Annotated in this window: 22 protein-coding genes and 1 tRNA gene; 7 read left to right on the top strand and 16 right to left on the bottom strand. The window is 35.5% G+C overall.

The features are described from left to right. The first annotated feature begins 1 nt into the window (after position 1). Positions 2 to 964: an ISAon1 family transposase gene (locus SOLCA_RS05490; RefSeq protein WP_456154234.1), complete on the top strand. Its 963-nt coding sequence runs from the start codon at positions 2 to 4 to the stop codon at positions 962 to 964. Between the two features lie 111 nt (positions 965 to 1,075). Here SOLCA_RS05490 and SOLCA_RS05485 read toward each other — a convergent pair. Together SOLCA_RS05485 and SOLCA_RS05480 are read right to left on the bottom strand one after the other, a co-directional pair. Then, positions 1,076 to 1,157, bottom strand: a tRNA-Leu gene (locus SOLCA_RS05485). 54 nt (positions 1,158 to 1,211) lie between these two features. Continuing rightward, positions 1,212 to 2,012, bottom strand: a complete 801-nt coding sequence (locus SOLCA_RS05480; RefSeq protein ID WP_014679458.1) for an ABC transporter substrate-binding protein — start codon at positions 2,010 to 2,012, stop codon at positions 1,212 to 1,214. Positions 2,013 to 2,088: 76 nt separating this feature from the next. Between SOLCA_RS05480 and SOLCA_RS05475 the strand changes: the two genes are divergently transcribed. Both SOLCA_RS05475 and SOLCA_RS05470 read left to right on the top strand, forming a co-directional pair. Continuing rightward, positions 2,089 to 3,447, top strand: a complete 1,359-nt coding sequence (locus tag SOLCA_RS05475) for a hypothetical protein (protein WP_014679457.1) — start codon at positions 2,089 to 2,091, stop codon at positions 3,445 to 3,447. 57 nt (positions 3,448 to 3,504) lie between these two features. Further along, entirely contained in the window at positions 3,505 to 4,821 is a 1,317-nt protein-coding gene (locus SOLCA_RS05470) for an amino acid permease (RefSeq protein ID WP_014679456.1), read from the top strand. Here the strand turns inward: SOLCA_RS05470 and SOLCA_RS05465 are convergent. The 4 genes from SOLCA_RS05465 to SOLCA_RS05450 all read right to left on the bottom strand — a co-directional run bounded on the left by SOLCA_RS05465 (position 4,795) and on the right by SOLCA_RS05450 (position 9,021). Next, positions 4,795 to 5,880: an aromatic ring-hydroxylating oxygenase subunit alpha gene (locus SOLCA_RS05465; RefSeq protein WP_014679455.1), complete on the bottom strand. Its 1,086-nt coding sequence runs from the start codon at positions 5,878 to 5,880 to the stop codon at positions 4,795 to 4,797. The two genes, SOLCA_RS05470 and SOLCA_RS05465, sit on opposite strands and share 27 nt — an antisense overlap. A 213-nt stretch (positions 5,881 to 6,093) precedes the next feature. Next, the gene (locus SOLCA_RS05460; protein WP_014679454.1) at positions 6,094 to 7,218 is read right to left on the bottom strand and encodes a TlpA disulfide reductase family protein; all 1,125 of its coding nucleotides are present in this window, start codon (positions 7,216 to 7,218) and stop codon (positions 6,094 to 6,096) included. A 30-nt stretch (positions 7,219 to 7,248) separates the two neighbouring features. Then, on the bottom strand, positions 7,249 to 8,358 hold the full coding sequence (locus tag SOLCA_RS05455) for a TlpA disulfide reductase family protein (RefSeq protein WP_014679453.1): 1,110 nt from the start codon (positions 8,356 to 8,358) through the stop codon (positions 7,249 to 7,251). A gap of 189 nt (positions 8,359 to 8,547) precedes the next feature. Then, positions 8,548 to 9,021: a hypothetical protein gene (locus SOLCA_RS05450; RefSeq protein ID WP_014679452.1), complete on the bottom strand. Its 474-nt coding sequence runs from the start codon at positions 9,019 to 9,021 to the stop codon at positions 8,548 to 8,550. Between the two features lie 324 nt (positions 9,022 to 9,345). Here SOLCA_RS05450 and SOLCA_RS05445 point away from each other — a divergent pair, with 324 nt between their 5' ends. Together SOLCA_RS05445 and SOLCA_RS05440 are read left to right on the top strand one after the other, a co-directional pair. After that, positions 9,346 to 10,566, top strand: coding sequence for a metallophosphoesterase family protein (locus tag SOLCA_RS05445; RefSeq protein ID WP_014679451.1), 1,221 nt, complete (start codon positions 9,346 to 9,348; stop codon positions 10,564 to 10,566). An 82-nt stretch (positions 10,567 to 10,648) separates the two neighbouring features. Next, positions 10,649 to 13,729, top strand: a complete 3,081-nt coding sequence (locus SOLCA_RS05440; protein ID WP_014679450.1) for an AAA family ATPase — start codon at positions 10,649 to 10,651, stop codon at positions 13,727 to 13,729. 1,238 nt (positions 13,730 to 14,967) lie between these two features. Here the strand turns inward: SOLCA_RS05440 and SOLCA_RS05435 are convergent. Then, positions 14,968 to 15,888: an NAD-dependent epimerase/dehydratase family protein gene (locus tag SOLCA_RS05435; RefSeq protein ID WP_014679449.1), complete on the bottom strand. Its 921-nt coding sequence runs from the start codon at positions 15,886 to 15,888 to the stop codon at positions 14,968 to 14,970. A gap of 171 nt (positions 15,889 to 16,059) precedes the next feature. Here SOLCA_RS05435 and SOLCA_RS05430 point away from each other — a divergent pair, with 171 nt between their 5' ends. Further along, positions 16,060 to 16,512, top strand: coding sequence for a transcription elongation factor (locus SOLCA_RS05430; protein ID WP_014679448.1), 453 nt, complete (start codon positions 16,060 to 16,062; stop codon positions 16,510 to 16,512). A 66-nt stretch (positions 16,513 to 16,578) separates the two neighbouring features. Here SOLCA_RS05430 and SOLCA_RS05425 read toward each other — a convergent pair whose 3' ends face one another. From SOLCA_RS05425 to SOLCA_RS05400, 7 genes are all read right to left on the bottom strand, one after another. Further along, on the bottom strand, positions 16,579 to 16,950 hold the full coding sequence (locus SOLCA_RS05425; RefSeq protein WP_014679447.1) for a GreA/GreB family elongation factor: 372 nt from the start codon (positions 16,948 to 16,950) through the stop codon (positions 16,579 to 16,581). Between the two features lie 219 nt (positions 16,951 to 17,169). After that, a complete protein-coding gene (locus SOLCA_RS23065; protein WP_014679446.1) occupies positions 17,170 to 17,331 on the bottom strand; it encodes a hypothetical protein in 162 nt (53 codons plus the stop codon). A 772-nt stretch (positions 17,332 to 18,103) separates the two neighbouring features. Next, positions 18,104 to 18,286 carry a hypothetical protein gene (locus tag SOLCA_RS05420; protein ID WP_014679445.1) on the bottom strand — a complete coding sequence of 61 codons (183 nt, stop codon included), beginning with the start codon at positions 18,284 to 18,286 and terminating at the stop codon, positions 18,104 to 18,106. A gap of 127 nt (positions 18,287 to 18,413) precedes the next feature. Then, complete coding sequence (locus tag SOLCA_RS22160; protein WP_014679444.1) at positions 18,414 to 19,028, bottom strand: outer membrane beta-barrel protein; 615 nt, start codon at positions 19,026 to 19,028, stop codon at positions 18,414 to 18,416. 445 nt (positions 19,029 to 19,473) lie between these two features. Continuing rightward, on the bottom strand, positions 19,474 to 19,884 hold the full coding sequence (locus tag SOLCA_RS05410) for a hypothetical protein (RefSeq protein ID WP_014679443.1): 411 nt from the start codon (positions 19,882 to 19,884) through the stop codon (positions 19,474 to 19,476). Between the two features lie 4 nt (positions 19,885 to 19,888). Further along, on the bottom strand, positions 19,889 to 20,461 hold the full coding sequence (locus SOLCA_RS05405; protein WP_157604520.1) for an RNA polymerase sigma factor: 573 nt from the start codon (positions 20,459 to 20,461) through the stop codon (positions 19,889 to 19,891). A gap of 474 nt (positions 20,462 to 20,935) precedes the next feature. Further along, the gene (locus tag SOLCA_RS05400) at positions 20,936 to 21,298 is read right to left on the bottom strand and encodes a helix-turn-helix domain-containing protein (RefSeq protein ID WP_014679441.1); all 363 of its coding nucleotides are present in this window, start codon (positions 21,296 to 21,298) and stop codon (positions 20,936 to 20,938) included. Between the two features lie 254 nt (positions 21,299 to 21,552). Here SOLCA_RS05400 and SOLCA_RS05395 point away from each other — a divergent pair, with 254 nt between their 5' ends. Beyond that, positions 21,553 to 21,816: a hypothetical protein gene (locus SOLCA_RS05395; protein ID WP_014679440.1), complete on the top strand. Its 264-nt coding sequence runs from the start codon at positions 21,553 to 21,555 to the stop codon at positions 21,814 to 21,816. Positions 21,817 to 21,900: 84 nt separating this feature from the next. On the opposite strand, the gene SOLCA_RS05390 is transcribed toward SOLCA_RS05395, so the two are convergent. Both SOLCA_RS05390 and SOLCA_RS05385 read right to left on the bottom strand, forming a co-directional pair. Continuing rightward, complete coding sequence (locus tag SOLCA_RS05390) at positions 21,901 to 23,859, bottom strand: OmpA family protein (RefSeq protein ID WP_014679439.1); 1,959 nt, start codon at positions 23,857 to 23,859, stop codon at positions 21,901 to 21,903. Positions 23,860 to 23,875: 16 nt separating this feature from the next. Beyond that, complete coding sequence (locus tag SOLCA_RS05385) at positions 23,876 to 24,853, bottom strand: PorP/SprF family type IX secretion system membrane protein (protein ID WP_014679438.1); 978 nt, start codon at positions 24,851 to 24,853, stop codon at positions 23,876 to 23,878. Positions 24,854 to 24,856 lie beyond the last annotated feature (3 nt).

The following is a 24,856-nucleotide window of genomic DNA, read 5'->3' as shown; positions in this document are numbered from 1 at the left end:
CCTGCAAACGATCGGTTCATTTTATGGTGTTAACGGAAAGAAACTACAGCGCTATTATCGGGATAAACTCAGTGACTACTCCCTTTGGGAACACAAAGAGAATGCTCGCAAGGGACTTGTTTTTGAACAGAATATGGGACCTTTTCTATCGATTGATGAAACCTCGCTGTCTCACGGAGAACTCTATACGGTGGTGACCAACAAGCAAGCAAAAGGGAAGGCAGGAACTTTAGTGGCCATTATGGAAGGCACCAAGTCGGAAACGATCATCCCTTTGCTGCAAAAGCTATCGCTGAAACAACGCAATAAGGTACAGGAAATAACCCTGGACCTGGCGGGCAACATGAGCCTGATTGCCAAGAAGTGTTTTCCCAATGCCACCCGGGTGATCGATCGGTTTCATGTGCAGCAGTTGGCCACAGAAGCCTTGCAGGAGATAAGAATTAAATACCGCTGGCAAGCAATCGATGCAGAAAATCAAGCAATAGAAGATGCTAAAACAGCCCAAGTAACCTACTGCCCTCCGGTTCTCTCCAATGGAGATACGCTCAAGCAGCTGCTGGCCAGAAGCAGGTACCTCTTGTATAAAAAAGAGGATAACTGGACTGCCGAACAGGCCCAGAGGGCCGGCCTGTTATTTGAAAAATACCCCGATCTAAGAAAAGCCTATGAACTCACTCAAAAACTATCCTGGATCTTTAGTACTACCACAGATAAATTATATGCTTTTGCAAGATTGGCCAAATGGAACGAACTGGTGGAACAATCGGGATTCAAGTCTTTCAATACCCTCTCCAGAACAATTATTAATCACCATCAACACATTCTTAACTACTTTGATAACAAAAGCACCAATGCTTCTGCCGAATCGTTCAATGCCAAGATCAAAGCGTTCAGAGCTCAATACAGGGGTGTGGGAAATGTGAATTTTTTCCTTTTCAGGCTGGCTAAATTATATGCTTAGTCCACAGATTTTGGACCTGATCCACTAAACTTGACCCGGTAGAATTTGACTAATAACCCCAAAAACAAAAAAGCAGTCCCGGTTTAACCGGGACTGCTTTTTATTTTCCTGTGCGGAAGAAGGGACTCGAACCCCCACGCCTCGCGGCGCCAGATCCTAAGTCTGGTGCGGCTACCAATTACGCCACTTCCGCGTTCCCGTGTATCATTGTTTCGGGACTGCAAAAGTAGAAAAATATTTTACATTCCTAAAAAAAAGTGAAAATATTTTTAAAATATTTTGGTGCCCCTTTTATCCGACTTCCATACCAACTGAAGTATTCGCCGTCGACTAACAAAATCTGTGCTGACGGTATCAAATTCCGCATTTCCGCAACATGCTTATCCTTAAATGGATACGGTTCAGAAGAAAGCAAAACAAGCTCCGGCGACAAATGTTGAAGCTCTTCTAAACTGGTTTCCGGGTATCGGCCCCGACCAGAAAAAATATTTTTCATTCCGCAGCGATTAAGCATGTCATTTATGAAAGTTTCGTCGCCTGCCGCCATGTACGGATCCTTCCAAATAAAATAGGCAACAGAAGGATTGCGTTCCATTTTTGTCGTTAGTTCCGAGAGCTGTTGAAATCCTGCCTTAATTTCGCTTTGTAGTTTTTGCGCCTCCTCATTTCGGCCTACTAACTCTCCTACCATTCCAATCATCTGCAATGAATCATCCAGCGTTTTAATATCGCTCATCCATACCGGAAAAAGTCTCATCAACTCTTCCATCTGATTCTGTTCATTTTCCTCCTTGTTACCAATGATCAGATCTGGCGACAACTCTTTGATCTGCTCAAAATTCAGCGTTTTAGTACCTCCTATTTTAGTAGTAGATTTAAACTTATCATGCGGGTGAATGCAAAACTTCGTTATTCCGATCACTTCCTCAGCTAAACCGAGATCAAACAGCAATTCCGTTTGAGAAGGCACTAATGAAATAATTCTCTTTGGTGGATAATTAATTTCAACAATCCGGTTCATTTGGTCAGTAAATTGCTTTGAATGCATGCTGTTTTAAATTATATTTTCAAGTGATCCCACTACTTTCGTACGAAAACACAAAGTATGTACTAATTTTGCATTAATGAAAAAAGCGATACCCTACTCACTTCATTTAATCTTATTGTTACTGCTAATCATTCTCTGTTATTTTACCCAAAGAGAGAATAGTACTCAGCTCATTTCATTGTTCATCGCTTCTTTCGCAGCTTATTTTGCGATCCTGCGTTTTTACAATGACGAAGACAATTATAAGATCAATTTATGGAGTGGCTTTATTCTACGAGTAGCGGTTATTTTCGCTTTGCCAAATTTAACTAATGATTTTTATCGTTTCGTGTGGGACGGACAGCTTTTAACGCTGGGTTTTGACCCGTTTGCCCACCGTCCGGCCAGTTATTTGGCGGCAGGAGTTCAATTACAGGGCATCACACCCGAACTATACAGTAAGCTTAATTCGCCCAATTATTACTCCATCTATCCACCCTTTTGCCAGTCGATCTTTGGAATAGCCTGTAGCATATTTCCGAATGATATTTATAAAAGTGTGTTAGTGATGAAGGCTACGATTTTGCTATTTGAGTTAGGTACTTTGGGAATGATTGCCTCCTTATTAAAGCAATTCAAACTTCCACGAAATAGGATCGCTATTTATGCCTTAAACCCATTATGCATTGTGGAATTCTGCGGAAACCTTCATTTTGAAGCAGGAATGATATTCTTTACCTTGTTGGTGATCTATCTGTTAACCATCAACCGCACATTGATAGCCAGTTTATTTATGGCGATGGCTTTTTGTATAAAACTACTTCCAGCTCTCTTTATTCCGTTATTATTACGTCCTTTTGGATTCAGAAAATCGTTTGATATAGCCTTTTTAGGCTTAGTTGCGGCCGTTATTTTTTCATTGCCGTTTGTTTATAACATCGATCAGTTGAGACATATTGTAGAAACATTTCACCTTTATTATGAAAAGTTAACGTTTAACGCCAGTTTCTTTTACCTTATTAAAGCAATTCAGACAAAAATTACCGGAAGTATTAACCTGTTATTGATCGGAAAAATCATCGGTGGAATATTCATCGCAGCCATGTTTTACCTTACTTTTTTCACCTCGAAAAAACGCGAAATGCTCCCAACCCGCATGATGTGGGCCTTATTTGCATTCCTGTTATTGTCGCCCGCAGTTTTTCCATGGTATTGCATCGCTTTATTGGCTTTAAGTCTATTTACCAATTACCGTTTTCCGCTTATTTGGAGCTGCTTAATTCCATTAACTTATATTGCGTATACCACTACTCCATTTAAAGAAAATCTATGGATAACAGGCATCGAATACACATTACTGGCAGCTTACTTATTATTTGAACTGATCGGCAAAAAGAACTTCATAGATGCACCGTTAAAAACCAATCCGCCAATTACTGCTGCCGAAGTACACTAAGAAGCCGGATTTTGAAAACTGTAAATTATTCTTCATCTTGAAATCAAAGTATCTTCGATGTCGGATAAAAAAATCGGTTTTCTGCAAGCAACTGCTCTCGTAACGGGTAATATGATTGGCTCCGGTATTTTCCTACTGCCAACGTCGCTCGCTGTTTTCGGTTATTTCAGTTTATGGGGCTGGTTAATTTCAACCATTGGAGCTATTTTGCTGGCTACCGTTTTTGCCCGCTTAAGTAGATTAATGCCCATAACTGGCGGTCCGTATGCTTACACACAACAAGCTTTCGGAAAAACAACCGGCTTTTTTGTAGCTTGGGGATACTGGATTTGCGTTTGGACCGGCAATGCAGCCATTGTAATCGCTTTTGTGTCTAACCTTTCACCATTCTTCCCTATACTGGGTAAATCACCTGTAATCGCAGCTATTTGCTCTATCATTACCGTATGGTTATTAACCTGGTTAAACATTCGGGGCGTACAAAAAGCAGCCAGGTTTCAACTAATTACCACCATTTTCAAACTGTTGCCAATTCTGCTTATCGGCACAGTCGGTTTCCTATATTTTAAGCCTGAAAACTTCTTCATCAGACCACTTGATCTAAAATTTCCCGATGTATTTTTTGAAACTGCGGCCTTAACTTTGTGGTCGTTTTTAGGGATTGAATCGGCAACAATTCCAGCAGCACATATCCGAAACCCTGAAAAGAACATTCCGCGAGCTACAATTACCGGAACATTGATCTCTGCAGTTGTTTTTGTATTATCGTGTACAGCTGTTATTGGCATTCTTCCTCACCATATTATTATTAATTCAGCTTCGCCATTTTCTGATGCTGCTAACGCTATGTGGGGACAAACATTTTACTATGTAATTGCCGCAACGGCTGCCATTGCTTGCTTAGGCACTTTAAACGGATGGATTTTATTGCAGGGACAGGTTGCGTGGGCAGCGGCAAATGAAAAAGTATTTCCTCCCTTTTTCTTAAGAACAACGAAAAACCAGACTCCGATCAGTGGGTTGATCGTTTCAAGTGTGTTAACCACCTTGCTGATCTTTTTCAATTATTCTGCAACACTGCAACAGCAATTCCAAAACATGATCCTGCTGTCGACTTTATCAACATTAATTCCTTATGCTTTTTGTTCAGTAGCTGAATTGATTATACTTAAAAAGCGTGGCATTGCGATTACCTGGCGTAACCATAAGCAGCTAATTTTTATTTCTGCATTTGCGCTGATCTTTTCGATTGGGGCTATTATCGGCACAGGACCAAAAACCATTTTATATGGGTTGCTTTTATTGGCCCTTGGTCTGCCTTTTTACTTTTGGGGTTACCGAAAAAGTTTATCTATTGAAGAACTTACTAAGTAATTGATGGAAATGATGCACACCTTTTTCACGTGTTGGTGAAAACCTTCCTGATGTATAAAAACGTGAATTAATGCCTCGCTGTACATTTTCAACCACAAACTCATCTTCTCTTTCCACCTTATCCAATAATGCTCCGGCTCCTTTGTCATACTTAGACTCATCATACATATACGTAAGGAAAGTAACCTTGCATTGCTTAATCGAAAGTGGTTTTACAATATTGATACTCAATCCCCACGGATAAAAATTAAACATCATATTAGGGAATATCCAGTAATAATAGGCCGCTATTTTATTTCCATAATCAACATGATTTTCGCGCAAATCGAAGCATTCTTCGGCATCATCTCCTACTCCAACCTGCAAGTTACAGTAGTCGTACAAAATGGTTTTATACTGTTTGTAGTCCAGCACTTTGTTGAGGTCGGGGTGAACATAAGGAACATGAAAACCTTCGAGGTAGTTATCACAATACAGGGCCCAGTTAGCATTTACCAAATATTCACGCGAAAGCTCTGAACGGAATTCAAACTGATCGATTGGCATAAAACCTACCCGCTCATCCATAATGCTCAACACATTATTAAAATCGAATTCAGGTTGAAGCGAAATAAAAGGAAAGCCATTCCATTCGATAGCAGCAACCTTGTGAAGATCTTCACAAGCTCTTGGAAAATCTTTTGCTTCTGAAAATTCAGGCATCGATTCAAATCTTCCATCGATATTAAATCTTCGTCCATGATAGTTACAGGTAAGCTTTCGGTATTTACCTGGATGATGGACTAATAAATTACCCCGATGCGTACACACATTACTAAAGCAATTAAGTGTGGAAGAATGATCTCGGATCAACACCAATGGCTCATTTAAAAAACCGGGAAGTAAATTGAACGGAAACACATCTTCCGCTTGCTGCACATTGCCCGCAGCTTCAATTAATTGCCAGCTATTTGCAAATACTTTTTCTTTTGAAAGTTCAAAGTATTCAATGCTTTTATAAAATGAAGCCGGTAAAGTAGCCGCTGTGGTAATATCCTGATCGATCAATAACTTCTCCATACAATTGGCTGATAACTGGTTGAATGCCTAATATAGAGAAAGATAGTTTGAAAAACCACAAGTTATTGGGCGACAGAAAATGTCATTAGATTGAGAAAGACGAAAGGCTTTGTTTGTATACTGGCATCTTGAGTAATTATAAAAAAAACAAACCCGCCTGGCTTTTGGTAGCCCGACGGGTTATTGACTTCAATAAGGTTTATCTTTAATATTTTACATTGCTCCCAGCAATTCTTCTAATTTCTTAGCTAGCTCTTCTCCACGAAGGTTTTTACCAACGATTTTGCCATTAGCATCTAATAAAAACGTAGCCGGAATACCTTGTACGCCATACATAGCTGCATATTCTGATTGCCAGTATTTCAAATCTGAAATATGACCCCAGGTTAACTTATCATCAGCAATTGCTTTTTTCCATTTTTCGCCGTCTCTGTCTAGTGAAACACCTAAAATGTTAAAGCCTTTAGCATGATATTTTTCGTACAATTTAACCACATTTGGGTTTTCAGCACGACAAGGACCACACCATGATGCCCAGAAATCAATCATTGTGTATTTACCTGAGCTTAACACTTGTTTTAATGAAAGTTCTGTTCCTTCAGGGGTTTTACCTGCAAATAAAGGCGCTTGCTGACCAACAGCTGTTTTAGCCATTAGCTCTAAACGTCCTTTAAGTGCTTTTCCTGATGAAGTAGCTTTTACATTCGCTGCAAATTTATCATAAATTGCACCGAAAGCAGCAGCATTATCATCATTTACATTTTGTAGTAAAAGAAATGGAGCAACCACCGATTGAGTATGAGATGATGCAAAGGCTTCAGTAACTTTTCCTTTCTCAGCATCTAATGCATCATATTTATTTCCAATCTCTTCCATTTTTGCTTTATCGCCGTCTTTTCGGGCCTGAACATATTCAGTTTCTAAAGCAGCTTGTTTTTCACTGATCCCTTTCACTTCTTTCCCATAAGCAGTATAGTCATCTTGTGATTTCGAGCCGGTAATCACTGCATTTTTAAGGTCTTTAACATCACCTTTTAATGTTAGCGCATTATTCTCTAAAAAAACTGGCACCCCGCCACGAGTATCCTGGATTCCTAAAAAATAGAGATCAGGACTAGCTACTGATCCTTTTAAGGTAAACTTAGCTGCTGCTGATACTGCTTTTGCTAAAGTATCAGATTTTCCGGTCGTCATATTTCTGCTCAACAAGAAAACCGTTTTCCCATTCTCTAAATTTGCCAACTCACCGGTAAGAGTAAAACCGGTTTTTGACTGAGCATATACATTGCCAGCTAAAAGTGGCAAAGCTAATGCTCCAACTAGAATTAACTTTTTCATTTGGGTTTATTTTAAGGGTTAAATTTCAACTTAATTTTGTGCCATTAACTCAGCAACTTTTTTCTCTAACTCTTCACCACGCAAGTTTTTTGCCACAATAACACCATTCTTATCCAATAAAACCGAATAAGGAATAGCCTCTACATTATATTCCTTTGCCAAAGGAGACTGCCAGAATTTCAAATCCGAAATATGACTCCAGGTAAGTTTATCATCTGCAATGGCTTTTTTCCAGGCTCCTTCTTCTTTATCTAAAGAAACGCCCAAAATGTTAAATCCTTGCGCATGGTATTTCTCATATACCTTTACCACATTAGGATTTTCTGCACGACAAGGTCCGCACCATGATGCCCAGAAATCAATCAGCGTCACTTTACCTCTTGCCTCCGTTAATGAAAGTTCTTTTCCTTCAGGAGTTTTTGCTTTTAATTCAGGAGCTTTTTGTCCTACAGCTGTCTTTGTTTCACGATCTAACTTTGATTTCAAATACTTTGCCGTAGGGGTTTTCTTTACCTCTTCAGTAAACTTATTATAGATCGGCAGGAACACTGCCGGGTCAAATGTTTGATTCGTATTAACCAATAAAACAGGCGCTACAAACGATCCCGGGTTATTAACAGCATATGATTGGATATCTTTTTGCATTTGGCTTTGAATAGCCATATACTCAATTTGCAAAGCTTGCATCTGATGTTCATCCGGTTGTTGTCCCATCATCATTGCTTTCTGCTGGATAGCTTGCATCTTATCGGTGCTTTTCTTCAGCATTTCCTCTGCTTTCTTAAACTCATCGTTTGATTTTGAGCCTGTAACAGTTAACTTATGCAAACTATCAACACTACCTTTAATGTCGATTTTAGCATTTTCAACCATTAATTCGCTTCCACTACGTTCTCCTTCAATTACTATTGCACAAAAATCTGGTGCTTCTAATTTTCCTTCTAATGTAAATTTGCCGCCTTTACTAACTGCTTTAGATAGCGTGTCATATTTTTGAGCTTCAAAATTAGTGGCAATCAGGTATACATTCTTGTTATCGTTTAACCCTTTTATATCACCTTCAATTTTGAATCCGTTTCCGCCTTTATTACATGCCGTAACTGCAAGCATAGCAGCGGCCATCCATAGTAAATTTTTCATTAATTAGTTATTTGAGTGGCTAAAATATAATATTATAACAGTATAACGTGTAAAACGTTTATGACGATACGTTTCATTACCAAACCTACTGATTTCAGTATAAAAATGATCAAATCAGCGCATAAATCATTCCCACAAAAAAAGCCGCTTTGATTTCTCAAGCGGCTCTTCTTACTTAACTTATATAAACTATCGTCCAAATGTAAAACGAATAGACAATGCAAAGTTATCAGGATAAAAACCCTCATAACCAGTGAAATTCAATTCCGGTTTCCAGTCGATACCAATATTGATTGGCGCACCACTGAATGTGTACTCTAAGCCTAAAATACCATCTAAACCAAAGTTTACTTCATTTTCATAATAATTATGGTTATACTTATAACGGTAAGAACCAATGTGAGCACCACCACCTACAAACCAATCTAACCCTGGCTCTCTGAATGCGTTTCCATGTACTTCATATAAACCAGTTAAATCCCAGCTATGATTATCAAAACCTAAAATTCCTTCTAAAGCACCGTTTGATTTCACAAAATGTTTTAATGTGATTCCACTTTCACTTCCTAAACGACCTCCTAAAGCAGTTGTATAACTTTGTGCTTTAGCAGATGCAACTGTAAACAAAATCGCAATAATTGTTAACGACAATAATTTTTTCATCCCTTATATTTTTTATTCGGCTGCAAAAATGCCAATAAAATGCCAAAGGAGATAGATGAAAGGCAAAAAAATTAACTTTTAAATATAAAATTTTAATTACTGGTAAATAATTGAATCTTAATTTATTAGTTAACAGCACTTTACTAATGCCTATATAATTCATACTTTTTTATCGTATTGCAATTAGCATTCAAACCATCTATTTTTTCTTGAGGCAAATAGACCAATAATGGGGAATTTAAACCACATCCAAAAATCAGTTTACCAACATTACTTGATTTGCTAAAAATTAAATAGGAAACTCGCAATTTGAAACTGTATTCAATGAAAATACTTCATACAGCCGACTGGCATCTCGGCAAGCGTTTAGATTTTGTTGCCCGCCACCCTGAACAAGTGGAGGTAATGGATGAGATCTGTGAAATTGCCAAAAATGAGCAGGTAGATGTTGTTATTGTTGCCGGCGATCTATTTGACACAATTAATCCGCCAGTTGAATCAATAGAATTACTCTATAAAACGCTTAAACGTTTATCGAATAACGGTAAAACGTTAGTTATTGCTATTGCAGGTAATCACGACTCTCCCGACCGTATCAATACGCCTGATCCGTTGGCGCGTGAATGCGGGATCGTGTTTGTAGGCTACCCCAATGCGGTAATTCATCCTTTTAAACTGGAAACAGGACTTGAGTTAATCCGGTCGGAAGCAGGATTTGCAGAATTTAAACTTCCAGGACATACTGCGCCTCTTCGTATGCTATTAACGCCTTATGCCAATGAAATTCGTTTAAGAAAATATTTAGGTAACGATAATCCTGAAGAAACACTTCGACAGCTTTTGCAAGAGCATTGGCAGCAGCTTGCATCCAAATACATGGATAATGAAGGGGTGAATTTTTTAGCGGCCCACCTATACATTGCAAAAAAGGGAGAAGAGTTACCGGAAGAACCTGATGATGAGAAATCTATTTTAGCTGTAGGGAACGCCCAGGTTATTTATTCTGAAAATCTTCCTACCGAACTTCAATATGTAGCATTAGGACACCTGCATAGGAGACATACAATTGACAAAAGACCTTATCCGATCGTATATTGCAGTTCTCCCCTTGCTTATAGTTTTAATGAGAGCAACCAACAGAAGTTTGTTGTATTAATTGACGCTGAGGCTGGTAAAGAGGTTAAAAGAACCAATATTCCCTTACAAAAAGGGAAACGTTTATTGCGATCAAAATTTGACTCAATTGATAACGCTGTAGAATGGTTACTAAACAACCAAGATGCATTAGTGGAAGTAACCATTGTTTCCGACACTTATCTGACTGCTGAAGAACGCCGAAGACTGAATAAAACACACGAAGGAATCATCAATATTATTCCAGAAATTAAATTTAAAAATACTAGTGGCGGTTCGTCATCACGACAAATAGATCTTAACATGAAACCTGAAGATCTCTTTGTGGAATACTTCAAATCCGAAAATAAAGATCAAGCCCCTTCACCTGAGTTAATGGCACTATTCAGAGAAATCATGACAGATAACTAAATGATTTATAGTCATCAAACCATGATCTATGAACCATGAACCATGATCAATTAACTATTATCACTAAAACAACCAGCTACTAATGCTTCCGGTACGATTAACATTAAAAGGCATTTATTCATATAGAGACGCAGATGAACATGTGGTAGATTTTGAAAAATTAACTCAAGATCATTTGTTCGGCATTTTCGGTGCAGTGGGAAGTGGAAAGTCAACCATTTTAGAGGCCATTACTTTTGCTCTTTATGGAGATATTGAACGGATGAACAATCGGGAAAACCGTTCCTATAACATGATGAACATGCGTTCTAATTCCATGTTAATCGATTTTCAGTTTAAAGCGGGAATTGAACAGCTATTGTATCGTTTTACTGTAAAAAGTAAACGAAGTACCAAAAACTTTCAACTTGTACCCACTCCTGAACGACAAGCTTACCAATGGAAAAATAACGACTGGGAACCACTTGAATCTGCTGATGCATCAAAAGTGATTGGTATTTCTTATGAGAATTTTAAACGTACGGTGATAATTCCACAAGGAAAGTTCCAGGAGTTTATCCAGTTGGGTCCGGCCGAGCGGACCAAAATGATGAAGGAGCTTTTCAATCTCGATAAATTTGATTATGCGCAAACAACTAGAGAGAAGATCTATAAAGTTAAGGCACAATTAACCTATTTAGAGGGTGAACTTACTGGCTTAGGTTCCATTTCTGAAGAAGAATTGCAAGAAAAAGAGAATCAACTTACTGTTCTATCTGCCGAAAAGGAAAAGATTGAGTTGGAGAAAAAACAAAAAGAGTTAGTACTGAAAGAGCTTGTTGAACTTAAACAACGATTGGAAGAGCTGACTCTTAGAGGAAAAGAGCTTTCATTATTAGTCGATCAACAAAGTACAATAGTTCAAAAAGAAAAAGATTTACTGCATTTCGAACGTACAAAAGAACGTTACCTTGCTATTGTTGAAGAGCAAACACGCTTACAGCATGAACTGAACAACCTTAATGACCAGCTAAAAATCAATCAACAAAAACAAGAAATTCATAAACAAGAATTATCTCAATTAACAGCAAGAGAAGCTGTTTTAAAACAAACTTTAGACAATAAAGATCAGCAGCTCAAAAAGGCCGCTGAATTAGTAGCGATTGCCCAGCTAAAAGAATTAAGAACCAATGAACAAGTACTTCAGGAACGAATTTCAAAGGGTGAAGCTCTTATTCATAATAAGCAGCAAGAAGTTGAGGGGCTGAAAGACAAAAAAGACTCCTTATTAGCGAATCGCTCTAAGTTAAACGAACGAAAACCTAATCATGAATTACTTGCCAATTTAACCGATTGGTTCGGTAAACATCTACAGCTATCAGCTGACCTTAGTAATATCAACTCACAACTTGCACAGCGAAAAGCCGAAAGAGCCTATTTGACTGAAACTTTTGCACAAAAGCTAGCTGTTCATAAATTGGAATTCCCATTGGAGATTGAACCGTTTAAGACTTCTCTTCAAAATGAAATTAAAAAACTAGACACGCATAAAACATCAGTACTGAGCCAACAGCTCGAAGTTAAAAGTTTTGAAAAACTGGCTGAGTTTGCCCAAAATTTGCTAGAAGGAGATAATTGTCCACTTTGTGGATCTACTCATCATCCGAATTTATATGCTTCACATCATAGTACCGAGGCTTTGGCATCGATGGATACTGATTTGAAAACAATTGACAATCAAATCAAATCATTAAATGCGTTAATAATTGAGACAAATGGCTATCAACAGGGCACAGAGCATATCATTTCTCAGGAAAATGAAATTGCCTTGGTTGTTGATGAGAAAGAAAAAGCAGTAACGCTACATAAGCAATCTTTTAATTATGATAATTTCTCACCTGATAGACCTGAACAAATAAATGAAATGAGAGCCTCTATCAAAGATTGGGAACTGCAAAGGGACCAAATTGATAAAGAGCAGACTCTACTCGATCAACAATTTAACCTGGCTAACGAGGATTTAAAAAAATATGAAAATGGGGTTATAAAACTCAAGAACGATCTAGCTGAAAGTAAGGGTGCAATCAATACATTGGTTAGCAATCTTGATGTTCTAAATGAAAGTGATTTTGAATCTAAAACAGCAGAAGAACTAAAAAATGAGTCTAGATTTCTAATAGATAGGTTAAATGATGCTCAACAAGAACTAGATGCTCTAATCAAACGGTCAGAAGTAAAAAGCAGAGAGATTAATCAATTTGCAGGTGCTATAGAAAACATTAGTGGACAAATTACAAGTATCAAAGTTTTACTTGTCGAAAAACAGGAAAGCTTTTCAGGTTTATTAAAGTCGGATAACTTATCGGAGGATGAGGTACTAAAAACACTATTAAAAAATATTGATATAGCGTCATTTAGAATTGAAATAAGTGAGTTTAAAAAAAATATTGCAGTTGCTGAAGAACGTGTAAAAAACATTGAACAGTCAATAGCTCAAAAAACTTACAATGAAATGTTGTATTTACAGCTTGAGACAGAATTAGGTACTTTATCGGATCTGTTAAATCATACCTCTGCTCAGTTTGCGGAACTTAAAGTGAGTATTGAAAATGGCAAAAAAGCGCTTGCCCGTATTTCTCAACTAGTAAAAGATAAACAACAGCTTGAAGACCGAAAATCTCAATTGGACATCCTTGATCGTTTATTTAAAGCTAATGGTTTTGAACGCTTTATCTCGGTTGTATACCTCCGAAACTTATGTTTTGCCGCTAATGAACGATTTATGAAATTTAGCCGAAACCAGCTGTCGCTTGAACTTAATGAAGAAACGGAAAGTTTTATCATAAGGGACAATCTAAATAATGGTCAGGTTCGTTCTGTAAAAACCCTTTCAGGTGGACAAACATTTCAGGCGGCATTATCGCTTGCATTAGCTTTAGCTGATAACATTCAACAATTTAACCAGGGTAATCAAAATTTCTTTTTCCTGGATGAAGGCTTCGGTTCTTTGGACAAAGATTCATTGCATCATGTATTCGAAACTCTGAAATCGCTCCGTAAAGAAAATCGAATTGTTGGCTTAATATCTCACGTCGATGATATGCAACAAGAAATTGCTACTTATCTCCAGGTTAAAAACACTGAAGAATACGGCAGTATTATTTCAGCCAGCTGGGAGGAGTAGTATTTTAAACCATATAAGGCATATAAGAAACATATAAGTTTTTTCTTAAATGATCTTATATCTCTTATATGGTTGATTATTCTGAACCATATAAGGCATATAAGAAACATATAAGTTTTTTTCTTATATGATCTTATATATCTTATATGGTTGATTATTTCTGAACCATATAAGGCATATAAGAAACAGATAAGTTTTTTTCTTAAATAATCTTATATCTCTTATATGGCTGATTATTTATGAACCATATAAGGCATATAAGAAGCATATAAGTTTTTTCTTAAATAATCTTATATCTCTTATATGGCTGATTATTTATGAACCATATAAGGCATATAAGAAGCATATAAGTTTTTTCTTAAATAATCTTATAACTCTTATATGGTTGATTATTTATGAACCATATAAGGCATATAAGAAACATATAAGTTTTTTTTCTTAAATGATCTTATATCTCTTATATGGTTGATTATTTATGAACCATATAAGGCATATAAGAAACATATAAGTTTTTTTCTTAAATGACCTTATATGTCTTATATGGTTGATTATTTATGAACCATGCAAGGCATATAAATGATATAAGTTTTTCTTAAATGATCTTATCTGTCTTATATGGTTTATTATTTATGAACCATGCAAGGCATATAAATGATATAAGTTTTTCTTAAATGATCTTATCTGTCTTATATGGTTTAATTATTTATGAATCATGCAAGGCTTATAAATAATATAAGTTTTTCTTAAATGACCTTATATGTCTTATATGGTTTATTATTTATGAACCATGCAAGGCATATAAATGATATAAGTTTTTCTTAAATGATCTTATCTTATCTGTCTTATATGGTTTATTATTTATGAACCATGCAAGGCATATAAATGATATAAGTTTTTCTTAAATGATCTTATCTGTCTTATATGGTTTATTATTTATGAACCATGCAAGGCATATAAATGATATAAGTTTTTCTTAAATGATCTTATCTGTCTTATATGGTTTAATTATTTATGAATCATGCAAGGCTTATAAATAATATAAGTTTTTCTTAAATGACCTTATATGTCTTATATGGTTTATTATTTATGAACCATGCAAGGCATATAAATGATATAAGTTTTTCTTAAATGATCTTATCTGTCTTATATGGTTTATTATTTATGAACCATGCAAGGCATATAAATGATATAAGTTTTTCTTAAATGATCTTATCTGTCTTATATGGTTTATTATAAAATTACATGGCTTCAGCAATAGCTTTTACAGCAGCCTGAGGAGTAGTCGGCGTAAAATTGAAACGAGTGTTAAATTTGGAACTATCGAAAACATAATCACGATCATATTGATACACCATCTCCTTAAACTCCTTCAAAATTGGAACGAACAACCCTAAAATCCCCATCATCCAAGTTGACATAACCATCAGCTTAGGCTTAACATGCAGCTCATCTGCAAACAATTCGACCCATTGCTTTCCTGTTAGCGCATGCTTATCGGTCGGTAAATGCCAAACTTCACCATATGCATCTGGTGTATTTCCTAATAAAGCTGTACCCTTTGCTGCATCATCAACAAAGGTAAAAGAGTGCGATTTATTAGCATCTGCAAACCAATTGGCACTTTTCCCCTTTTTCAAATTCTTATAAACCATTTCAACCAAAACGCTATTCTTAGTTCCAATAAAATCTGCAGACCGAGCAATTAAAGCAGTCAAATTTCCGGATTGGATTTCATTCGTAAGCATTTGTACAACTTTAGCTCGTACCTCCCCTTTCTTGCTTGTAGGGCGAATTGGAGTATCTTCAGTCATTTTATTCAGAAACTCCCTATCATACATATAAATGTTATCAAAGAACACCAAACGAGCATTGTGTTTTTTGCATGATTCAATAACATTTTGCATTAATACAGGCCACTTTTCCTGCCATACTTTTATTGAGTATTCAAATCCAACAACCAGGTAAACAACAGCCGAACCCTCAATCGCAATATCAACCTGTTTCGGATCTGAAAGATCTGCTGGAAAAAGTTCATCAAACTGATTCACCTTTTTAGGATTTCTGCTTACCAATCTTATATCGCTGGTATATTTATGAAGTTCTTTGGCTAATGCTGATCCTATTGCTCCTCCAGCCCCTAAAATTGTTTGTAATGCCATCTTTATATTAACTATTGAATTGAATTGAATTGATTAGATAAAAATAGACAAACCGTTACTCATAAAAACCAATTTCAGCCTAAAACATATATTCTATCGGTAGAACTAGAATTTTAATCGGTGAATAATCAAAATAGAACAAATAAGTTTCAATTCGTTTCTTTGTAATTCATGAATACAATAAAACAGCACATATACGAAGCTTGTCAATTTTATATTGACCAACGAGTAAAAACCATTGAAAATGCAATTGCATCAGCAAAAGAGGCCGCTTCTGACGACACCAAAAGCAGTGCAGGTGATAAATACGAAACTACCCGTGAAATGATGCAGCAAGAAATTGACCGCAATACGGCACAATTAAATGAGGCATTAAAGTTAAAACAAGCATTATCGCTTATTGATCCTCAACAACAATCAACAGTTGCCCAAAACGGGAGCCTTGTTATCACCAACAATGGCAATTTCTACCTATCCATAAGTGCTGGAGCCATAGACATTGATGGAACAATATATTTTGCTGTTTCTCCTGTATCCCCTATAGGAAATAAACTATTAAAATTAAAGAGAGGAGATTCGATCAGATTTAATGGGAAGGATTACCAAGTAAATGAACTCTTATAATAAGAAAAGCCTGGACTAACCAGGCTTTCTCATTTGATTTTTATTGAAAATTGATGCAATCATCCATTAATTGGCAACATCTAATATTTGGAATTTCTTTAGGCCATTTGGCATTTCCCAGTCCACCATATCACCTTTTCTATAGCCAATCAAGGCAATTCCTATTGGAGCTAATACCGAAACTTTTTGCGTTTTCATATCAGCTTCATTAGGTAAAACTAATTTTATTTTCATTTTCTTCTCATTATCAACTTCCAAAAGTTCTATTTCAGAATTAAGGCAAATAACATCAACCGGCAATTCGCTTTCCTTATAAATTTTGGCATTCTTCAACTCATCTTCCAACTTCTGTCTATTATGAGAAGGCATTGTACTTTTATTTAGTGCATCTAGTAACAAACGCTGATCTTTTTCTGTAATTGAAATTAAATTTTTCATACTAATTCATAATTTAATTAAACATTATGTGTATTTATTTTTATCTGATATACTGCTTTGGATGCTTCAGATAATGGATCGTATGCATTTACTTGATAGACCGGAAGTTGTACTGCTTAAGCTGATATTTTGCAGCTAAAATATTAAAGCGATTTTATGCGGCCGGTTAGCAAATGCCCCCGAACCCAATTATGTTAATATCTTGAAGCGGATTCGGGGCTACTTATTAAAGTCTTTGTTGGCAGAAAAGAAAGGAAGTTTATTAACAATCTCTTTCCGTAAGGAAGTGTTACCCGTGGAATTAGCCACACCAATTCCCTTTTTCACCATATAGGCATGTGAAAATACAGAATATAACGATATGTCTCTTGGTGTGAACATATTACAAATATAGGAAACTTTAAAGTTAATTTATTGTACTAATAGATTCCTTAAGTAACAATTAGATAGCAAAAATAAGACCGTTTCATAAATGAAACGGTCTTTGTTAACAATTAAACCAAACCTTCTAGTAATTTAACCGGGCGGTTCATACCGAAGGAACCAAAATAAATCCAAAATTGTTCTACGCTCTCTTTAAAACAAATTGGTATTACAAATATTAAATAAGGATCTTAATTCCTCTAACCCTAAAAGACAAATAAATACTCAATTCGGCCATACTTAATTTTACTAGAGAAAGTAAAAAATTGCCAAATTACTTTAGTTTTAAAATAAGTTCTTTATAAACATTCAGAATACTATTCAAATAACACATTTTATCCCTCAAAAAGTCCAAGACACAAAATCAGAAAAAAGCTTTTTTTTGATGAGGTGATAATTTATTAGAGATAATAGGTTTCAAAAAAAGTGGGGACCCCAATTAAAATGGGCGTCCCCACATGAGACCAATTGCCTTCTCTAAAGAAAAATAGAGAAGAACAAAAACTTAATTTATTTGCATACCGCGCAATTAAATCACTATAAATAAATACTTATCTTAGCTTAAGTACTATTCGTAATAGTTAAAACAATAGTCAATTTGATTCATTTTTTCATCTAATTATTATAAAACAAAGCATTAACTACTAATGATTTCAAGAACACAGTAAAGAAAAAGCCCGGCATTATCATTTAACTAATACCGGGCGCACTATGATTATTATTCGAAATCTTAGGCTTTACTCTTGTGCTTAACTTCAGTCACTTCATTTCTGATTTCCTGTGCAAGTTTTTTAACCTCCATCATTGCCTTTCTAACTCGTGTTCCAGCCGCACCGTTACCATTTGTGTAGAATTTAAAAGCATCTTCTTCAGTCGAAACAATAAGGGCTTTTAAAGCATTAAATTTTTCCATGATATTTTTTTATTATTTGTAATTTTTGAATAAAACATTCTTGTAAATAACCCTCGACATTTAAGAACACCGAGGGTCGTGTGCAAAATATAACCTAAAGGAACATTCAGTTTCTTATTATTCGTTTTTAAAAATGGAATACAATTCCTAGTGCAAATGGAGCATTATTGGCAAGTAAATTAAATGAAGTGTTGGTAGATTTGTCACCACCACCATTAGGTTTATGAGTTTCTGACTCAAAACTTAGAACTCCCAAACCGGCTACTAAGCCTATATTTTTGGTAAAAAACACTCCCACTCCTGCATTGATATTTGCATTAAAGGTATTTGTATTATAAAGCTTTTCTGAGCTTCCTCCTTTGGGTTCAAATTTGGTTGAACCTGAATAGTAACTCAGTTCCGGACCAGCAAAAATTGCTACATTATCACTCACCATGAAGTATCTTCTTAATCCGACACCTCCACCAAACTGATCAGTGTTCTTTTTACCTAAAACAGTACCTTGCATTTCTTGATTTGAATCATTCACATATCCAAGCTTTATATAACCTTCTAATTTATCGCTGAGAAAATAACCAACTTGAGGTTGAATAGAAAACGTGGTGCTTTTATCGTCTGCATCTTTTGTTTTCGAAGTTCCAAATCCAACATTACCACCTACTGTTACTGTCCCTTTTGATACCTGAGCACTTGCAGCAAAACCAAAAAACACTAGTCCCACTGCGATTAACATTTTTTTCATATTACTTTATTTAGATAAATATTATACACAAATCAACATTTATTTAAACAAGTACAGTATTCGAAAAAATTAAAAAACAGCTCAAATTGTTCATTTTTAAACATAAGAAAGTCTTATTAATTTCATTATTCACCGGTTTTCAAACCATAAAACCATTTAAAGCTTTTCCTATTCTGTAACAATTATCATTGATAACCCAGCATTCTTTCGACCCTACTTTATAAACACAACGGCCTTCGGTATATACGCAAGTGCTATAAAAATAATTTAGAAAATTATTGAACTTAATACATAGCAGATTTTTTTAAGTTAATAAGGGTAAACAAGAAGTAATTTGATTGTTCGAATGTGACATTTTATAACCAGAATAGTGTTTTTTGATTTTTCTTATGCAGACTTAAACTCTTGTTTGATTTTAAGTTAGAGTTGAATTAGATAATAAGGATTAAGGTTTCTTATAAAGAAAATATCTTTTATCATCTTTGTTAAAGGAGATTTCGATTTTTGAACTATCTATATAACTTATTCGGCTTAATTCAGTATCGTCAGTTTTATATAGATGAACTGTTTTGTTACTATCAACAACTTTCCACACATATGAAGTAATAATGCAATTGGCATTAACTTTAACATCCTTCTGCTCCATTGTGTAATATCCGTTAGATCTTAGTTTCAACTTAATCCGAACGAGTCCTCTCTCTTCAGTAATAACTCCAACATAGGTACCACACCATTCTGATCTTTGCGATTCATTGTGGGTATCCTGTAATGATGAATGATTATTGCAACTAAATAAAACACATAATAGCCAACCAATCAGGTTAACCTTGATAGTAGCTATTGAAGGACAAAACATATAGCTAAGACAAACAGGCTAATTTTTCCTGAAGTAATCTTTTTCCTCTAAAAATTCTTGATTTAACGATTACCATACTAAGGTTTAGTTCAGCACATATTTCATCATAGGTATATTCTTTAATGAATCGAAGACGTAAAGGAATGCTGTACATTTCCGGAAGTTTAAAAAGTGATTCGCGGATGAAGGTTGAGTATTGTTTCTTAATTAATGATAGTTCCGGATTATTAGTATTGGTAGCGAATTCCGTTATTCCAAAAGACTCTTCTGCAAGTGATTGAAACGAATATTTAGCACGAAACTTCTTTTCTTTTTTTAGGTAGTCTAATGAATGATTCGTTGCAATAGTGTATAACCATGTGTTAAAATTGAATAACGGTTTGTACTTAGTCAGATTGCAAAATGCTTTGATAAAACATTCATGCGTTAACTCTTCTGCGATATCTCTATCTAATACTTTTTTATAAATGTGAAAGAAAAGTCCTCTTTCATATTTCTCAACCAATATTTTATATTTATTTGTATCGCCGTTTTTTATATCTTCTATGATCTTGAAATCTTCTTCTAATGATTGCATTGTAACTCTCCCACTTTTCATTAAATGCGATATCCTAAAGCTTAAATGCAATAACTATCTGTAACACTGACTTAAAGCTTAAATCGCGTTACAAAAATGAAAGATATTAAAAACAACGACTATTCACATCGAACAAAAAAATACTCAATTTGTGCATTCGGTAAACAATAGAATTATAGTAAACAGCTAGTTCTTATAACTCTTACAATTACCACAACTTGACTAAAAAATAAAAAGCTGCTAGGGTCAAAGCAGCTTTTTAAATAAATAAACCTTGCGCAAAAACATTAAATAGATAGTTGAAACCTCTTTGAGCTCAAGCGGACAACTATATAAATATGAAATCTAAAACTGAATTTTACTATTCGAAAAAGGTATTTTACTGTTCAATTTGATCAAACTGTAAAAATTGATAAATGGCATTTTTTTATCTAATTCTAGTATAGTGATTGGATATTTAACAAATGGACATGGCTAATGTTTATTAGAAAACGTTTTAATAATTAGCTCATTATAACGTTCTAAAAGTGTAATGTATTTATCTTTCCAGTAATCTCTTTCATTTAATAATTCCCCATAACTTTTGGTAATACCATAACTTGGATCGGGCTCATTTATGATGGACTTTAAATCAGAAAATAATTCTGGAAACTCTTCTGTAAAATCATGCTTTAAAACCTTTGAATATCTAAGTATTAAACCAGCATCTAAATCAGGTAGTGTAAAATGTCGATAAACCGTTGAGCGTTCTACTCCCATTTGACGTGCTATTGCCACAACAGACATGTTCGATTGACGCACCACTCTTTCTAATATTTCACCTCTATTTTTCAACATGTCACAATTTTGCCAGAAAAATGAATTAATTTTAAAACATAAAATGTAGTATAGTTAAAAATACAATACAATAAAGCAATAAAAACACAACATCATTGATGTACTTTTTAAATCAGTTCTTTGATTAGTTTATGAGCTAATGTTATACCTATAACTATTGGCATAGTTATACCTGTATTAATTTTATTAGGTTTCAATTCGCAAGAATTTTAAGAACGATTTAACAACTGGGCATTAACCTAAGCATTATCTTTATGACAAACGCTCAATTAGAACTTTTAAATGCACTGTTAGAAGGCAGGAGCATTATTTTAGGCTGCATACAGCAGTACCTAAATAGTAACAAAAACAATCAGATTGCTTACCTCACCCCAATTGATCAGATCTCACATTTATTTCTTTCTTCAGAAATTAATTTATCTGAACTACTCAAAAAACTTAAGCTTTATAATTATCACATTGAAGCCCTTCTCAAGAGAATTGACATAGGTGAAGCATTGGAAATTATTAAGCATTAAAATTGGAAGTTGAATACCCCTAATAAAACAGAAAATCCGGAAGCAGAAGTCTGCTCCGGATCATTTAATATAGATAGATACGAATTAATATCTTACAATTATAAACTCAGTTCTTCTGTTGGCCTGGTGTTCAGCTTCTGAACATTTTACACCATTCGAACATTTGTTTATTAATTGAGTTTCACCGTAACCTTTGGCTACCAAACGACCTTTATCTATTCCATTCTTGATCAGGTAATTTACAACTGATTCGGCACGACGCTGAGAAAGTTTCAGGTTGTAATTGTCGTTACCTCTTGAGTCGGTATGTGAACCTAACTCAATCTCTATCGTTGGATTCTCTTTCAACAATTTCACCAACTTGTCCAATTCAACAAGCGCATCGGCTCTTAAATCCCATTTATCGAAGTTGTAATAGATATTCTCAATTCTGATAGGATCTTTAGTGATACGATCTAAAGCCAATTCCAATCTTTCTTTTAGCGTACAAGACTCGTTGATACCCTCTGTGGTAATTCCTTCTTTACCAACCGACATGTAATCAGTTTTACTGGCAAGTATCTTATAATTACTTTTAGGACCTAGCTCAAAGGCAAACTTTCCGTCCTTACCACTTACATATTTATACTGTTCCCCTGTTCTTACATTCTGCAGAACAACAACAGCATTTTCCAGTGGTAGTCCACTTTTTTTATCTACCACTATACCTTCCAAACGGATCTTAATATCTTTTAAGCTAAACAAATAAATATCATCATCCCCTAAGCCACCGTCCCGGTTTGAAGATAAATAACCTGTATAATCGCCAGTAAACCAAATGGCAAAATCATCCTGTGGCGAATTGATCGGGTACTTTAGCGACACTGGTCGTCCAAAGCCTTTATCAGTTGTTTGGGCGGCATAGATATCCAACCCTCCCATGCCTATCCGGCCATCCGACGAAAAATAGAATGTATCGTCGGCAGAAAAGCGTGGAAAACGTTCATTACCAGCAGTATTAATAACCACTCCCAGGTTTTGAGGGGCATCCCAACCTCCATCTAAATTGCGTTTACAATAGTAAATATCAGTCCCTCCTAATCCGCCTGGCATATCCGAGCTAAAATACAGATACTTACCATTAGGGGTTATGTACGGATCACCAACAGAATATTCTAATGCATTGTTGTATGGAAAGGCAACCGGTTTACTCCAATCTCCAGCCGAACGGGTGCGTGAGAATATCTCCAATTTAACCGTATAAGCTTTATTTACCAGAAAGTTATTTTTCGGATTTTTAACTAAACGGGTTACAGTATAAAACACTTCATCTCCAGTTGCGTTAAAACAAGGTGATCCAATATGATAGGTACGTTTGTCCTCATCTTTAAACAACGGATGAATGGCACTGTCACCATCATTGGTGGTGAAAATATTCAGATAACCTCTGCCGGTCCACCCATAGGTTTCTTTATCAAGACTTTTATGCACAATATCCAATGATAAGAATGGGTTCACATTGCTAATTTTCACCTTGGCCTTATCGTCTGAGCAGAAAACCAACTGATCTTTATACTTCACCAATCCCCAATCCGAGCCAAGAGAATTTACCCCAGTCTGATTAACTACATTGTAAGGTTCCGGAACTTTCATCCATACCAAAGCCGAGTCACAGGAACCTATCCAAATCACTTGGTCGTCGTAGCTTACGTTTTTCTTCTTGGCATAGGTTGTATATACTTGTTTAGCCTCTCCATATTTTGAGTTATTCCGCAAAGCTTCTGCATAGTGCAACTCATCTTCCAGACTATGATCCTGATAGCCAACGGATTCGGCAAACCAGGATTCAGCAAATTTATAGTCGTTCATAAAATGATAACAACTGGCTATCTGGTGTGCCAAGTAGTAACTTTTTTTATCCTTATAAGCATCTTGGTAGTAAACTACTGCCTTAGAATAATTGTAAAGTTGATATTGCTCATCTCCTTTCGATTTTCCTGTTTGCGCTAATGTGGATTGACTTATTAAAATCAATCCTGTCAATATCAATATGTATTTTTTCATAATAAAGTGGGGTCGATTAGAAGTAACGAGGTGATAACAATCGTACTTTTGAACTGGTAAAATAGTATCCTAACGAAATCTCGTGACTTCCATTATTATATGTCCGTAATGTTGTCATATCATAATCAAATGAATAACCGATGCGTAAGCGTTCTGTTGGATATACTTCAGCTAGAAAGGCAAAGGCATCCTGTTTTAACAAATTGCTTTGCAAGTTATTCTTCTTCCAGATGTTTATTCCTGTACGATAAGAGCCTCCTAACCAGATGCGATCATTAATCAACAGCATAGCATTCAAATCCATATTGGTAGGGCCTTTAAACTCTTCTTTAATTAAAAATGAAGGTTTTAAACTCAATGATTCATTTAAGTGAAATAGAGCTCCAGCTGTTAAAAAATAATGACGGGCTTGTTTAGGAACATAATTTCGCTTATCCGCATCTATATTTATATAGGATGATAGCAGGTTCATTACAGATAATCCGGCATATAAACGATCTGAACTATAATAAATCCCGGCATTTACATCCGGTAACCAAGCTGAAAGATTTTCATCAGGAACAGACGGATCATACTCAACAGTACTTTGCAAATCACGTCCTTTAATCATATAATTTTTGGCTCCGGCCGCCAAACCAAAACTCAGCTTTGCATCTTCACCTGTTTGTATTTTGTATGCATAATTAAACATGGCCGAAGTTGAATTTGCAGATCCGATTTTATCATTCGCTAAAATTAAACCCAAACCCATTTTATCATTATTGGCAGTACCATCTACTCCAATTGTGAAGGTTTTAGGAGCACCAGGAAATCCAACCCACTGCATACGATAGAATGAATGGGCATATAATTGCTCTTTATATCCGGCATAAGCCGGGTTTATGTATAAGCCATTAAACATGTACTGACTAAACTGGGCATTTTGCTGAGCCCATATAGGACTTCTTAGCAAAAGCATCAGAGCAACAACCATTACTATTTTAATTTCTTTCATTTC

It is taken from the genome of Solitalea canadensis DSM 3403 (assembly GCF_000242635.2).
GTDB classification, from domain to species: domain Bacteria; phylum Bacteroidota; class Bacteroidia; order Sphingobacteriales; family Sphingobacteriaceae; genus Solitalea; species Solitalea canadensis.
Note: the sequence above shows the minus strand (reverse complement) of the source record. Positions and strands in the feature narration are given on the sequence as shown.